The following is a 15,293-nucleotide window of genomic DNA, read 5'->3' as shown; positions in this document are numbered from 1 at the left end:
CTGCAAGAAATTGTTCCGGGGCGACCACATTGTCGGCGCTCCCAGCAAGAAGATACATCGGAAGCCGAAGGCGCGAGAGGTCGATCGTGCCCCAGGGCGATGAAGCTTCCGCTGGCGAGTTGCAATTGCGGCGCCGAGTACAGACGCACCGAAGAGAAGTTCTTGGTGCCGCATACTGGTGACGCGATCTGCGCGGTCTGCGGAGCTGCGCTATAATCGTGGTCGGAAAGCACGTACGTTCCCATATATGAACTTGTTGAACGTCCAGACAGAAAGCCGGAATGACTAGCGTGACGGGCGAAATCCTCTCCTCATGTCCGTTCAGGGTCGATCGAGCCGGTTTGACGATGTCCGAGCCACTTCCGCTTTACCCCTCATAGCCGGGCCTGCGCGTCAAGATAGGCAGTGCGGCGGTCCTACTGGATTTCCATTAGCGTCGGACAGTTGATCCTTCCCCCGACCAAACGGCGCGACGTAAGCCCGCAGCGAGCGGTCGCGCAGTAAACAACGACGCCGGAATCGTCACGCCGTACGGGATGCCACTCGTCAGGTTTGCTCCGCTGTTCGGCAACTCTCGCACTCTGACCTCTGCTTTGACCACGACGACGCGGAGTGCACATCGTGACGACGTTCACGCGATGAGGCCCGGGAAGCCGCATTCACTTGGCGCCTCTACCGTTTAGAACAACAATCACTGTCTGCAGCAGAATGTAGATATCAAGCCAGATGGACCAGTTTCGAATATAGAAGAGATCTTGCGCCTTCTGAACCTGCAAATCGCCGTTGCTCCGGGATGAGATCTGCCACATACCGGTGATGCCGGGCTGAACGCTGACACGAATGATTCGGAACTCGTGATCAAAGCTATTCATATGATACGCGGGAAACGGCCTCGGACCGACGAGACTCATATCGCCACGAATTACGTTCCAGAGTTGCGGCAGTTCATCAAGACTGGTGCGCCGCATGAAACTTCCGATGATCGGCAGTATCCGAGGGTCGTGCGTGAGCTTGAAAAAGCCCTGCCATTCCGCGCGCGCCCGCGGATCGCGGCGCAGATGCTCCTCCAGCCGTTGTTCGGCGTCAGTATACATCGTGCGAAGCTTCAAAGTTCGCAACGTCTTCGACTTGCGCCCGATCCGCTCCTGAACGTAGAACGCGGGGCCCGGATCGACAAGCTTAACGGCAAACGCAAGAACGACGATGATCGGCCACGCCAGTAGCGCAATGGGAATCGCGAGAAGAATATCGATGACTCGCTTAAGTACCTGATTGTGCCACAAACAGAGGTCGCGCCTGATCTCAATTCCGATTGCCCCACCGAGCATCTGCGTACGCAGCCACAAGCTCTGTACATCTCGCACATCCTCGACCAGCAGGAAGCGACAAGATGACATCCATCGCTGCGGGTCAGACGTGAGCGCGGAGAGTTCATCCGCAGAAACGAAAATCGCGAATTCGACATGAGGACTTATTCGGCCCAGCTCCGCTATCCGCCCAATCAGCGGGAACGGAAGCGCCTCGTTGCACAAATCTCTGTCGCGAGAAGTCTCGATGAATCCGATCGGCCTTAAGCCGAGGGAAGGCTGATCCACGAGCAACTGGGCCAATTTTCGACTGTTATCACCACAGCCGACTAAGGCGACCGAAGCTCCCCACAGATCGAGATGGATCAATAGGGTCCGTATCATCGTCTCGACGTAGTGACCGAAGACCAGCAGACAAAGTGCTTCACTAAATCCCACAAGGAGCAGGCCCCACTGTCCATCCGGAAGTCCGACCAGCAATTCGATCGCCATCAGGCCCATGATACCGATGGCGCGCAGCCGGAGACGCTCATAGGGACTAGGCCCACATCCGGTGTATAGGCGAACGCAAGAAAACACCAAAATGAGGAGGAGTATCAGGAGGTGTTTGGGGTCGGGCGGTTGCGTACCAGTCATCTCAATCAACGCTCGACTGAGGGACATGGCGGCAATGGCGGCAACTACATCGCCGAACACCAACGTCGCGACGACAACGGGCTTTCGAAATCGATTGGCAAATCCCTCATCGCCCCTACGCCAGCCACGATAACGGCTCTTCGGCGCATCGCTCCCCGGAAGAATCGCCCCAACTTCTGCCATTCGCACCTCTTCCCGATTTTGGGTATCTCTGCGACAGATGTTTTGCGGACCACATCCTGCTTGATCGGCAAACGCGATTCCGGCTCCTACTCGGCCGCAGTCACCATAGGCTGACCCAGTTGACCTCGTATGCACGCTTCGATCCATCGATAAGTCGGGATGAGCCCTACTCGCAACGGCGTCTTCGGCTCCCAGCCGAGAACACTTCTCAGCCGCGAGTTGTCACTGTTGCGACCGCGTACGCCTTGTGGACGTGAGGTGTCGTACCGCTTGACTAGCGTCTTGCCCGCGATTTCGCAGACGATGTCGACGAGATCGTCGACGCTGACCAATTCATCGGTTCCCAGATTGAGCGGCGCGCTATAGTCGGACTGCATGATGCGGTAAATGCCTTCGACGCAATCATCGATGTACATGAACGATCGCGTCTGCTTCCCGTCGCCCCAGACCTCGATCTCGCTGTGATCCGCGAGTAACGAGACTTTCCGGCAAATTGCGGCCGGAGCTTTCTCACGGCCTCCCTCATAGGTGCCGAGCGGCCCATAGACATTATGGAAGCGGAGGACTCGTGTCGAGAAGCCCCAGTCCTCTGTGAAGTACTGACAGAGCTTCTCCATGTAGAGTTTTTCGAGCCCATAGCCCTCCTCGGGCTGCGCGGGAAAGGCGTCTTCCTCGCGCAAGGGCACGACATCGGGCTTATTCTGAAGGTATTGAGGATAAATGCACGCTGATGACGAGAATAGGAACCGCTTCACTCCGTTCTCGCGGGCTGCGCGGAGCGTATGCGCATTGATCAGCGTATTGTTGACAGCAATCTCCGCATGAGACGAGCTGATGTAGCCGATACCACCCATGTCGGCGGCAAGGTGGTAGACCTCATCGATGTCTTTGGTCGCTCTCATGCAGTCGGCAGGCTTCCGAAGGTCTGCGATCACAAACTCGTCAGCCTCCGTTCTTTCGTATTCCGGACCCTTAATGTCGACACCGCGCACGACGTATCCACGCTTGGCGAGGTACTTGACGAGATGGTGCCCAATAAATCCGCCCGCTCCAGTCACCAGCACGGTCGCTTGTTTACGCATTGCACTCGCTCCCTACAGTTTCCTGCCATGGGCCGATTTTTCCTGCCATGGGCCGATTTATTGATGATACTCGTTATTGATGATACTCGGGATCGAGGCAGATCGATCACTGCAACAATGGAGTAATCCGGTTGGGCCTCTGCTCTGGAACGCGCTCTCGAACACATCGCCGCGGCGATCCGAGTGAGATCGCTCAACATGCGTGCTGCGGGCCGATTTCTGTTTCATGGCTTCCCGCGGCCGATGACAGTCTCCATGTCGTATGACAGCCGAGGCGAACCGATGACCTGAGAGTTTCAGGCAGACCGGCAATCAATAGACCACCAGCCGCCCCTTCGGCTCCAGGCCTTTCCCGCGCAACGTCTCCCAGTCGAGAACCTCATGTCCCCACACAAAGCGCGCCGGCCCGCCCGTTTGCGGAACACGATAGACATTCCCGTCAAACAGGTTGTCGCCGTCCATGATGATGGAGAAGTTTTCATGGCCCGGCTCGACGTCGGACGCGCCTCCAGCACAGGCGGCGCCCTCAAAAGTCATCTCGTTGTCGCGGACTGAGTTGTTGCGCGTCTTGTATATCGGACCGCTGCGAGTCCGAACTTGGTCATCGCGGCCTTGGTCTATCAGCATGACTCCGCATCTGCCTGGGCTGACAGCCAGTGTGTTGCCATATACCTCCACGTCCTGCGATGCAGCAACGAGAATGCCGCTGCCCCCGAACCAGCCATTGTTAGCGATGCCGTTATGGCGGACGATGTTGTTGCGAATGACTGCGTTGAACGAGATTTCGTGAAAAATACCGGCGCCGTGGTTGCGCTCGACGATATTATTCTCGTAAACTACGTTGCGGCAGTTGATATCACACCACAAGCCGGGACCGAAGTTGTCATGGATGTGATTGCCACGAAACACGACACCATCACCCAAGGCGATCTTCACGCCACCGGCTTCCCACGAAGACGAAAATCCGCGGATATTGTTTGCCCAAACCTGATTGCCCTCGATCAGGACGTCTCGGCCTGCGCCGGTGATACCGATCTGGCCATTGTGATGAATGTTGGAGCCGCGTACGCGACTGCCAGTACCGACCGCGATTCCAGCCCCGCTGTTCAGCCGCACGTCGCAGTTCTCGACGATCCATTCAACGGCTTCTTGGGCTTGAATCGCGCCCTTCTCAGCAACGCTCGCATATTTCTCGATGATGACGTTCCTGATCACCACGTTGGACGCCCTGCTCTCGAACGCGAACGCGGCCACCGTGGCCTCGACCTTGCGGCCCGTCGGGTCATCGGCGAAATAGATGCGGGACCTAGCGTGATCGAAATAGAACCGGCCTGGCTCGACGCTCTCCCTAGTTAGCACCTGGACGAGAGGCTGGTCATCGATGAACAAACCTTCAGGCAAGTTACAAGCCGGAACCGTTTTCGTGCATTCCCCATGTTTTCGTCCAACCTGTACTTGCCCACTCGCCACCCAGTACCCTTCCTCGAGGCTGAAGGTTGTGAGCAAGCGGCTGCCGTTGAGAACCGTTTGGCCCTCGCCCTGGAAGCTCTGCCCCGGCTTGGGGCGAATAGCTTGCATCCGGTGAATACCATTCTTGAGGCAGAATGTTGCGCCACGGTCGGCGCGGTCGACCGCGGCCTGGATCGAGGCACCGGGCTCCACGGCAAACGCATTTCGGGGGCAGGGCGCGTTGCTGACCCCCTGTGCGGTGGGTGTCGCGACCAGTTGTAGAGCCACGGCAAGCAGGATGCAGACCATCACCCGGCAAATTGCGGCCTCGGCCGCAATCAACCGCATCAGTGCCCGCCACAGCGGTCGACCAGGGTGTTGGGCATCATTCACCCATCGCCAAAAAGCATCATTCGGTCGATCGCAGCAGATCATCATTGACTCCGTGCTAAAGCCGACCACGCACCTGCACCATGAGTCCGACTTTCGACCTAGCGGCTTCAAAGGGACCTTCGTTCGAGGCGAGGTGTTGACTGGGAATTCTCGGAGAGCAGGTCAGCCATCGCCGGGCTTCCTCCAAAGATCTCTTTCAACATATAGTTGGCCACCGCCGAACGCGTATGGTTGGCGAGTACATGCCGCCGGCCGGCCTCGGCCATACGCAAAAGCCGGTCCTTGTCCACGAGAAGTGCCAGCAACTGGTCGGCGAGCGAACCCCGGTCGGCGTCGTAGTAGAAGCAGTGCACGCCGTCCTCGAGATAAAGACGGCGACGGTACCTCGGGCTGCTGATCACCGGAACGGAGCCGGCGAGGCAGGCCTCGTAGTGACGATAGCAATCCCACCCATAGCCTTCCGGTGAGAGCACCAGCCATGACCGGGCAAGCGCCGTCATAAACTCAGGATAAGGCAAAGGCGTGCACGGCGTGACGACAGGGAGACCGCGAGCAGCCAAGCTGTGAGCCGCATCGAGGGCTTCCGTTCTTATCCCGTTGCAGAGAGCACCGGCGAAAAAGATGTCGATATCCTTTCCGCGCGGGGAAGGCACGTAGCGCTCGTCCGGAACGAACAGGGACAGGGGGCGAACTCTGTCAGGCGCTTGCAGATCTAGGATCCGATCGAGGTCCAATTCTCTCTTGAAATAGAGTGTGTTTCGCGGAAACAGCCGGATCGTCGTCTCGCAGAGATCGCGTTCGTCCCTGACGTCGACGATAGCATGGCGGTTGGCGCCGATGATGAGACGATTGAGCAGCCTTGAAAATGCTGGCGAACGACCAAACGCCTGCAGCATGCTTTTAGCCAGCAATTTGTGCAGAGGTTGATCGAACCTGTGGTCGGGATGGATTGCCGGAAGCACGATGAGATCGTAGGTCTTGTTGCAAGCATGCCGAAGCGCGCTCGCAACGGTCGACGAACCGAATGCTTCAGGCCGATGAGGTTCGTCGGCGGTCAAAGGTGAGCCCCATCGGATCCAGACCGTGCTGTCGGGTTGCAGCGCCTTGAAAAAGCCGGAGCGAGAGATCTCGAGTATCCTCATCGGTACGCTACCTGCACACGATTTGCTTCCCGCATCCAGCTTGAATGCGGCGATGGCTCCGACCTCTGCGCGAAAGAGGGGAAAGCTCCGTTGTCGCAGTATTTGGCGCTCCGCTCGAACCCTTGCGCGATTGTAGGCGGAGCGACGATCGTTTCTGTCGATCATTATATGTTAGATGTGCGCCGACCATTCTGTTCCTAGCCTCTCGCGCTGAAACCCTAGCATTAGGAATGCTAGTACCGAGTAACGCCGCGGCTAGCGCAGTCGACTGTAACGGCCCCATTGCGCCGGGCGCGCTCATGGCGCCTCCTTGGCGGGCACTGCCTTGGAGCCAAACAAGACTGCGTGGTGCGGCAAGACGCTGAGCGCCTGCGCACGATAGACCATCACCGACCCGATACCGAAGCCGATCAGACACCAAAACCAAATGCCCTGCATGGGCCCTTCGAGCGCGACGTCGAACGTGGCATTGATGATCATGGACATGACGTAACAGCCGATGAATAGGAAGAGGCCGGCCCACTCGGGCTGCCGGCAGCGCCGAGCGGTCAGCAAGGCGTTCATCAGCATTGCAAGCCAGGAGGCGAGGAAGAGGATCCACAGTGCCACGCCCGGAACCCCGGCGCGCGCCAGCAGTGTCATGTGGACATTGTGGGGACTTCGCAGCGCCGGTACGTTGTGATCGGTGCGAAAGCGATCCGCGTCGGCCAGATTCAATCCGAAGCCTCGTCCGGTCCAGAAATTCGGCCCATAGAGCGTATCGTTGACAATAATGCTCCACCATTCCAGGCGCCATTCCTTCGTGCCTTCGGTCTGCTCTCCGGCCCAGCCGCCGATGCTCACAACATTATCGATGAGCTGACGTGTACTGATGGAGCGCTCTTCGCTGGAGCGCGCCTCGCTATACTCAGTGAAAGTCGGCTCAACGGTGTAGGCTGCGGCAAGGATCACCAGCCCGGTCAGGAGAACGGCTGCCATCTCGCGTATCTTCCCGAGCGTGAGCATCGCAAACGTGACGGGAACGGCAAAAGCAAGCATGCCGCCGCGGCTCAAGGCGCTAACCGTTGCCAGCGCAGCGACGAGAAGGACGATCCAGTGCAGCGTCACCTTGCGAAATCGCACAAGGGCGAACACGGCAGCTCCGGCCAAATGCACCGCGACCTCGCCGGGCCCAATCCAAATCAGCCGGACAGTTGTTCCGGGCACATACGGAATGGAATCCGCCAAATGATGATTGAACGCAAAAAGGAAAGGGATTGCCGGGATATAGATTTTCAAGAAGGCACCATAGTAGCGAACTATCGTATTGATGCGGCGAGCGTCTTCCAGCAGCAGTGCAATGACGATGAAGGCGAAGGCCCCATACATGATTAAGACGCTGTCGCGCAGCGCATCGACGCCATATACCCCAACGAAGGGCAGCGCGCGTAACAGTACCCAGATCATCAGAACAGACAGGAGAGGGCTCGGTAGCTTCGCCAGTGCAGCGATAAGGCAGCCTGTCCGCAGGAAGACGACAATGCCAGCGAAGAGGGCTACCTCGCCCATGTAGATGGGCGGGAAACCGAGGTAGGCGAACCCTTTACCCATCATCGCATATCCCAGCAGCACGCCGCCGAGCAGCGCCAGATAATGATCGCCCAAGCTCATTGGTCGTGAAGCACTTGAAATGTAAGCCATAGGCTTTCCAAACGCGGAAACAGGGGCCACCGCGGGTCTGCCCTCACGGCGGTTACCCATGCCGGCTACTACCGGGAAACCGAAGCGACCGGCCCTTCAGACTCTGATGGTCCCATTTGATATGGACGCAGACTAGATTGGCTGGCCGGAGCGCTCCGAGGCGATTCACGGGGAAGCGACTTCTTGACATCGATGATGTCGCCGGGCTCCAGGGCTGTTGTCTCGGTTGCCTGGAAGATGGTGGCCTTGCCGTTTTGGGTGCGCGCGACGCTGACGGAGCGAGAGGCTTCGGCTCCGGCCATGCTGCCAGCCTGCTCTAGCTTTACGTCGCGGATTTCGCGCGCCGACGGCAACGCAACATCAAGCTCCCTGAGGCGCTCGCGCACGTCCCGCAATTCTGTAATGACCTGTCTCTTGAAGGACGCCTCGGCCTCATGAATCTTGATGTCGAGCTCACTGGCCTCCATCTGCAGGCGCAAGACCTGAGTCGTTAGCCTCCAAAGCTCGCTTTCCTGGTTCGCCTCTGTAATCCTGAACTGCAGTTCCGCATTGACGACGCCGAGGCCCTGCTTGACCAGCCGGCTATATTGATCGGCATGCTGCTTGACGATTTCAAGCTGCTTCTTCGCCGCCGTAATCTGCCCGTTGAAGGCCTCGATCTCTTTTTCTAATCGCGGCTTTTGCGAGCGCAGCAAGTCCAGTTGACGTTGCAGGATGGCCGACTGCCTTTCGAACGTGTCCGTCTCGTCCGCTACTATGCTCGACGCTTGCGGCTGCGCGGTCGCGCGTCCACCTGACATAGGAGCTCCCTCGGTCATGCCCTGCGGAGGAGAGAAGGTCTTCATGCCGTCGCGTTGCGCTTCGAGACGCGCACGACGAACGAGCATAGCCTGCTTCTGGAAGCTGAGCTGGCGCACACGCTCGTCGGCCAGAAGGAACTCGGAAACGGCCGTCCCGTGAGCCAATTGGGGAAGCGCGAAACCGCCAGCAACAGCTACGGCGCTCTGCACGGTGCTGCCGTAACGGAAGGGATAGGCACCCGGCGCGCGCACGTCGCCCAGAATATATAGCGGCCGGAGCTCGCTAATCCGTACGCTGACTGAAGGTTGCTGGAGAATTCCATCGCCAAGCCGGTCTCGAATAAGGTTCTGGCACTCGAGCGTCGTCAGGTCCTTGACTTCGATTGGGCCTATGAGCGGCAGGACAATATTGCCAACCCCGTCGACGAGCACCTCGCCCGATAACTCTGCCTGCCCGAACACGGTCACAGTGATCCGGTCGCCTGGCCCGAGCTTATAGACGCGACTGTCCCCCGGGGAATCCGCAAGCATAGGGGAGGAGAATGCGAGTACGCCGAGCAGAGCTGCCGCTCTTGTACATTGATACACTGCAGTCGCACAGCGGTGCCCGAGCGTGCCGGCCGTTGCCCTCCGACCAGGAGTCATGGCGTTCTCCTCGCGCTCCTCGCGACTTTGCACTTAAACCGAATAGCGCTACATCGATTTTGATACAGTCTAGCGGCCGCCCAAGAGCCGTCGGGCACGAACAGTGGCTATGGGTTAAGGTCTTCGTGAGTACCCCATAGGTATGCGCGGGATACCCCGCCTTTGCTGGCCTATGTTCTGTCCTGCCCCCAATGAGCAATTCTCAACTTTCGTCCTGCCGATCACACTCCGAGGGCCAGCAGCATCAGCTTGCAGGCAGCATCAGCTTGGACGAGAGAGATCTTGTCGCGATCGCAACGGGAGGTGTGTGGTGAAAAAGCGGGTGCTTGTGACGGGGGGTGCGGGCTTTCTGGGCTCGCATCTATGTGCACGGCTGCTCGAGCAGGAGTGCCAGGTTCTCTGTGTCGACAACTACTTCACAGGCTCGCGCCGCAACATCGAACCACTGCTCCTCGAACCGGCTTTCGAGGTCATGCGTCACGACGTGACGTTTGCTCTCTATGTGGAGGTGGACGAGATCTATAATCTCGCCTGCCCGGCCTCGCCGGTCCACTATCAGCATGATCCAGTTCAAACGACTAAGACGAGCGTCATTGGAACGATCAACATGTTGGGTCTCGCCAAACGCTTGCACGCGCGCATTTTGCAGGCGTCCACCAGCGAGGTGTACGGCGATCCCGACGTCCATCCGCAGAGCGAAGAGTACCGCGGTCGAGTTAATTTAGCAGGCCCGCGCGCCTGTTACGACGAGGGCAAAAGATGCGCCGAGACGCTGTTCTACGATTACAAACGTCAGCACCGGCTCTCCATAAGGGTCGCGCGCATCTTCAATACATATGGGCCGAACATGCACCCGCAGGACGGGCGCGTCGTTTCCAGCTTCATAATCCAGGCTCTGAAGAACGAGCCGATCACCATATTTGGCTCGGGGTTGCAAACGAGGTCGTTCTGTTATGTCGATGATCTCATCGACGGCCTCACGCGTCTGATGAATGTCGAGGGCGACGTCGACGGGCCGGTCAATCTCGGAAACCCCTCAGAAACCACCATTTCGGAGCTGGCCGAGCTTATCATCTCCCTCGTCGGCTCGCGCTCGAGGTTAGAGTTCCGAGCGCTGCCACAGGACGACCCCCGGCAGCGCTGCCCGAACATCACCCGCGCCACGCAACTCCTACATTGGCAGCCGGCGGTGCCGCTCAGGGAAGGCCTGAGCCGAACCATCCGCTATTTCGATAGGCTGCTTTCGAGTCCCGACGAAGCAAAGAAGATCGTATGGAAAATCGCCAGCTAAATTCCGCCGGCCCCATTCGCGACGACCGTGTCGACATTCTTGGCGTCGGTGTCAGTGCAATCGATCTGGACGACGCTATCGCAACGATTGAGCGCTGGATCAGCAGTCGCAGCTGCAACTACGTCTGCGTTACCGGCGTTCACGGCGTTTTGGAGAGCCGCCGCGACGAGCGCCTGCGCCGCATTCACAATGATGCCGGCATGGTAACGCCCGACGGCATGCCGCTGGTGTGGCTTTCGCGCCTCTATGGCAAGAGTCGCATGGACCGAGTCTATGGTCCGGATTTGATGCGGAAAATGACGGCCGTTTCAAGCCGGCGCGGCTACCGCCAGTTCTATTACGGCGGCGCCGAAGGAGTGGCCGACAAGCTCAAACAAGTCCTGATCACAGCGCACCCAAAGCTCGACGTGGCGGGCTTGCTTTGTCCCCCATTTCGCGAGTTGACGCAGGAGGAGGATGAGGCCGCGGTTGCCGCGATCAACGCGACGCGACCAGACATCGTATGGGTGGGACTGAGCACGCCGAAACAGGAGTTCTGGATGGCGAACCACATCGGGCGCATTGAGGCACCGGTCATGATCGGTGTAGGGGCCGCGTTCGACTTCCTGGCGGGCACCAAACGTCAGGCTCCGCTGTGGATGCAGCGAAACGGGCTGGAGTGGCTGTTTCGGTTGTGCTCGGAACCGCGCCGCTTATGGCGCCGCTATGCCTATATCGTGCCCGCCTTCCTGTTACTTGTCGCCGGAGCGGTCGTCCGCCAAGCCATCCTATATTCTGTGAATGCACCTTCGCGACTGCGGTCTCAGAGGTAACTGGCTCCGCAGCAGATCCCACTAGAGACCCCGTGGCCTGATGCTTTTGTCCCTCTCCTGCTTGCGTGTCCTCGTGGGTGAAAGGCTAGCCCATGCCGACCCGGCGGCCTACGAGGCTGACGCGAGCAAGGCGCAGGGACAACAAGAAAGTGTGTGGGCTAAGGTACAGGGCACATTGTCATGGAGCCAGGCATTAACGCTGACAGACCAGGCGGTGGTCAGCGCTGCTAGTTTTCTGACCACGATTTTAATCGGTCGCTTCGCCCAGCCGAGTGAACTGGGACTTTACTCAATGGGCTTCTCCCTGCTTGTAACATGCCTCTGCATCCTGGAATCGCTGATCTCAACTCCCTACACAATCCACCAGCATCGTTCCTTTGGGATGGCAGCCGAACATGCAGGCGCCTCGCTGGGACAGGCTGGCCTGCTTTCCGCCCTGGTTGCCGTCGCACTGGCTGCCACCGCGTGGGGGCTGTCCGCCCGCGGCACGCGGCCTGAGCTCGGGACATTGCTCTGGGCGCTGGCGGCGGTCGCACCGCTTGTGATGCTGCGAGAATTCTGTCGCCGGTTAGCTTTCGCGCATCTTCGCATGGCCCAAGCTCTAATACTCGATACGGCGGTGGCGGCCATCCAGCTTGCGGCACTCGGCTGGATGGGATGGACCGGGCACCTGTCTGCTGTCTCCGCGTACGCCGCGCTCGGCGGCGCCTGCGCCGTGGCCTGTATCGTGGGGTTGTACGTCGTCCACGCCAGCTTCATGGTCCGCATCGACCAGATTTGGGCCGCGACGAAGGAGAATTGGGGTCTGGGAAAATGGCTTCTTGCCGTGCACCTGACCTCGGCGGTTCAAGGTTCGCTTGTCTATTGGTTGCTGGCATGGCTCGCTGGCACGACGGCGACGGGTATCTTCGCCGCGTGCATGAGCATTGCGTTGCTCTCAAATCCTTTGATCCTTGGGGCCGGCAATCTCCTCACTCCGAAACTTGCCTTGGCCTGGAATGAGGGTGGTGGCGAGCGACTGCGGCGCGAGAGCATCCGGAACGCAATGTGGCTCGGCGCCGCAATGGTCTTGTTCTGCGTGGCGGCGTTGCTCGTTGGTGAAGTCGTGATGCAGTTCCTCTACGAAGACACCAATTATGCCGGCCAAGGCCACACCATCACGGTGCTGATGGTAGCGATGCTGGTGATGGCCATAGGCATGCCGGCAAACGACGCGCTGACAAGCATGAAGCATCCTCGTGTGATCTTCTGGACCGCTCTATGGGCGGCTGTTGTCACCGGTAGCCTCGTCTGGTGCCTAGTGGTGACTTGGGGTTCGGTGGGCGCCGCTTACGGAATCCTCGCAGGAAACCTGGTCAAATCGACGGCACGTTGGATCGCGCTCTTGTCGCTCGTCCCACGGACCGGCACGCGGACAAATTCCGGAAGGATAAGCGCGACGCCCATCCCCTCGAAAGTGCTCCCGGTGCTCCAGCAACTAGCCCCGGGTTGCAAAACAAACGACTGGATAATTGAAAAACTTGCCGAAGGGGTCGAGGCCAGCATTTATCACGTACAATGCTCGGACCACCACCTGCCGGTCTGGCAAGACTACTGTAGCGTTGTAATTAAGCTGTACAAACCGTGGCTATCACCGGATGTCAAACTGGTGCGTTGCCAGTTTGAACTACTGTCACGGCTGCATACCGCCCTGGACGGCAGCGCCATTAACGGCTGGAAGATCTCTATCCCGACGCCAGTCTATATTTGCGAGTCTCCCCTGGCCTTGGTCACCTCCAGGGTCACGGGTAAGCCGCTTGGCTCTTGGCTGGATCATGGCAATATGCCCCCCGAAGTGTTTCAATCGCTTCCGCACGCGATCATCGCTGCGATGAATAGGTTATGGTCGAACGGTCTACTCCACGGAGACCTGACGCTCGATAACATCCTTTGCGACGTCGGAGCACGGAGTCTCTCATTTGTGGACGCCGGCAGGCGAAGAACTTGCTCTTTTGACGATGACCTCAGCAGCCGTTGGGAGCCGGCCTCGCACGATCTGGCGCACATGCTCTATGATGCAGCAGTATCTGTGTTGAACACGATCGTCAGCCCCGTCGCCTGCGCTCGCAAGCGAAGGTTCGCCGAGGGTGTCGTACTAGCATTCGTCGAGACGATCGGTTCGCTAGAAGCACGAAGGTCGCAGTTAGAGGAGATCCGGGCCTGCGTACGGCTGCATTTGATGGCCCTGGATAGTGTTTCATGGTCGCCGCGCGGGCTGTACCAAATGCTCCAAAGACAAATCGGCCGTTTACGACTAAAGAAAACCATTGGCAGAGTGCAAGCCGATGCAGGGCTGGGCACCGCTCCGCTGTCGGAATTTCTGAGTCCGCCAGGGCCGCCCATTCGTGAACGGGATTTGAGGAGCAACGCCAATGCGAAGCATGAAAATTGTACATCAGGAAAAATCGTCGGCGCTAGCCGACGGCGTTGACCAGAGCGGCCCAGGCCGGATCCTGCTTGGTGTATTTGAGACGCTGGACCGCGCCGAGATACCCTATTGCGTTCTGCACGGGTATGAACGCTATCCCCAGCGGATCACGTCCGATGTGGACTGCATGATCTCCGCTAGCGTTCATCCAGGCCAGCTAGCAGCCTTATTTCATGAAAGTAGGGGAATCAGCATTGATGCCGACCTGGTGTGTTTCAGGGAGTACTACTTCGTGCTCGCTGGCAGGAATGCGGATCTCTCACCAAGCTATCTCGTGCTAGACTTAAGCATTGATTATGAGCTTGGCGGGCTCAGGTTCTACAACGGCAGGGAGGTTATAGAGAGCCGTCGCAGGCACAGTCGTTTCTGGATTCCGGCACCGCCTGTCGAGTTCGGCTGCTATCTGGTTAGGAAAATTGCGAAGGCGCAGCTAAACGACACGCAGGGGCGAAGGCTCAGTACCGTGTATGCGCAAGATCCGACCGGTTGCCAGCAGCATGCCGCTCGTTTCTGGGGCGCTAGGAACACGGCGCTGATCGTCTCCGCCGCTAGTTCCGGCGACTGGACCCCGGTGAGGCGTTGTCTGAGTTCTCTTGGTGCAGAGATGCGGATGCGTGCGATGTTGAGAGAGCCCCGGCGGTCGATTGGGAATTGGTCGCGCCGCATGGGACACCAAATTCGCTCAGGGTTGTGGCCCGAGGGGGGGCTCAGTGTCATCTTTCTCGGGCCAGACGGTGCCGGCAAGTCGTCTGTCATAAAATTGGTGCGTCAAGATTTGGCCGGTGCCTTCGCTCGAACGACGTGCCACTACTTTGCGCCTGGCTTACTCAGTCTGTTCCGCCGCCCCTCGGGCCCAACTCTACCACACGCTGCAGCTCCGCGATCGCGCATGATATCGGTCATGCTGGCGCTGTGTTATTGGCTGGTGTACTACCTCGTTTACTACCGTCTGGCGATTCATTTTGCGTTGGCACGCTCTACCCTCGTCTTGCACGACCGCCATCTCGTCGATGCTCTCGTGGATCCCAAGCGCTATCACTATGGCGGCCCGACCTGGTTGCTGCGCCTGATTTGGCGTTTCACTCCCAAACCTGATCTGGTCATGCTCCTTGACGCACCGCCCGGGGTAATTCAGGCCCGCAAACAGGACGTTCCAATTGAAGAGACAGCCCGGCAGCGCGGGGCTTACCTGTCGCTGATGAAGACAATGAACAATGGACACGTCGTTGATGCTGCCCGGCCACTGGAGCACGTCGTCCGCGACGTAAGCGACATCATTCTGCGGCACCTTGCAATGCGCATTGCGCGCCGCCTTGGGCTAGAACAGAACAGGGATGCCGGGCACAACCCAGTGGTGCATTCACAACTGAGAAATGAGGCTCCCTGACCTCTGAGGGAGATCGAGA

10 protein-coding genes are annotated in these 15,293 nt (G+C 58.7%); 4 read left to right on the top strand and 6 right to left on the bottom strand.

Going from position 1 to position 15,293, the window contains the following annotated elements; all coding sequences use genetic code 11:
• Positions 1-659 precede the first annotated feature (659 nt).
• The 6 genes from V1273_RS07450 to V1273_RS07425 all read right to left on the bottom strand — a co-directional run bounded on the left by V1273_RS07450 (position 660) and on the right by V1273_RS07425 (position 9,203).
• Positions 660-2,126, bottom strand: a complete 1,467-nt coding sequence (locus V1273_RS07450; protein ID WP_334409180.1) for an exopolysaccharide biosynthesis polyprenyl glycosylphosphotransferase — start codon at positions 2,124-2,126, stop codon at positions 660-662.
• Positions 2,127-2,212: 86 nt separating this feature from the next.
• A complete protein-coding gene (locus tag V1273_RS07445) occupies positions 2,213-3,208 on the bottom strand; it encodes an NAD-dependent epimerase/dehydratase family protein (RefSeq protein ID WP_334366963.1) in 996 nt (331 codons plus the stop codon).
• Between the two features lie 312 nt (positions 3,209-3,520).
• Positions 3,521-5,005 carry a right-handed parallel beta-helix repeat-containing protein gene (locus V1273_RS07440; protein WP_334366962.1) on the bottom strand — a complete coding sequence of 495 codons (1,485 nt, stop codon included), beginning with the start codon at positions 5,003-5,005 and terminating at the stop codon, positions 3,521-3,523.
• 152 nt (positions 5,006-5,157) lie between these two features.
• Positions 5,158-6,192 (bottom strand): glycosyltransferase, encoded by a 1,035-nt coding sequence (locus V1273_RS07435; protein WP_334366961.1) that lies wholly within the window; start codon positions 6,190-6,192, stop codon positions 5,158-5,160.
• 297 nt (positions 6,193-6,489) lie between these two features.
• Positions 6,490-7,872: an O-antigen ligase family protein gene (locus V1273_RS07430; RefSeq protein WP_334409178.1), complete on the bottom strand. Its 1,383-nt coding sequence runs from the start codon at positions 7,870-7,872 to the stop codon at positions 6,490-6,492.
• A 68-nt stretch (positions 7,873-7,940) separates the two neighbouring features.
• Entirely contained in the window at positions 7,941-9,203 is a 1,263-nt protein-coding gene (locus tag V1273_RS07425) for a polysaccharide biosynthesis/export family protein (RefSeq protein ID WP_334366959.1), read from the bottom strand.
• Positions 9,204-9,627: 424 nt separating this feature from the next.
• Between V1273_RS07425 and V1273_RS07420 the strand changes: the two genes are divergently transcribed.
• The 4 genes from V1273_RS07420 to V1273_RS07405 are packed head-to-tail and all read left to right on the top strand — an operon-like array spanning position 9,628 to position 15,274.
• A complete protein-coding gene (locus tag V1273_RS07420) occupies positions 9,628-10,608 on the top strand; it encodes a UDP-glucuronic acid decarboxylase family protein (protein WP_334366958.1) in 981 nt (326 codons plus the stop codon).
• A complete protein-coding gene (locus V1273_RS07415; protein WP_334366957.1) occupies positions 10,590-11,420 on the top strand; it encodes a WecB/TagA/CpsF family glycosyltransferase in 831 nt (276 codons plus the stop codon). The genes V1273_RS07420 and V1273_RS07415 overlap by 19 nt, the downstream gene beginning before the upstream one ends.
• Positions 11,421-11,460: 40 nt before the next feature.
• Positions 11,461-13,890, top strand: a complete 2,430-nt coding sequence (locus V1273_RS07410; protein WP_334366956.1) for a polysaccharide biosynthesis C-terminal domain-containing protein — start codon at positions 11,461-11,463, stop codon at positions 13,888-13,890.
• Entirely contained in the window at positions 13,832-15,274 is a 1,443-nt protein-coding gene (locus V1273_RS07405; protein ID WP_334409176.1) for a hypothetical protein, read from the top strand. The genes V1273_RS07410 and V1273_RS07405 overlap by 59 nt, the downstream gene beginning before the upstream one ends.
• Positions 15,275-15,293: the final 19 nt, after the last annotated feature.

The organism is Bradyrhizobium sp. AZCC 1721, assembly GCF_036924715.1.
In the GTDB taxonomy this organism is placed as follows: domain Bacteria; phylum Pseudomonadota; class Alphaproteobacteria; order Rhizobiales; family Xanthobacteraceae; genus Bradyrhizobium.
This window is presented reverse-complemented; position numbering and strand designations above follow the sequence as displayed.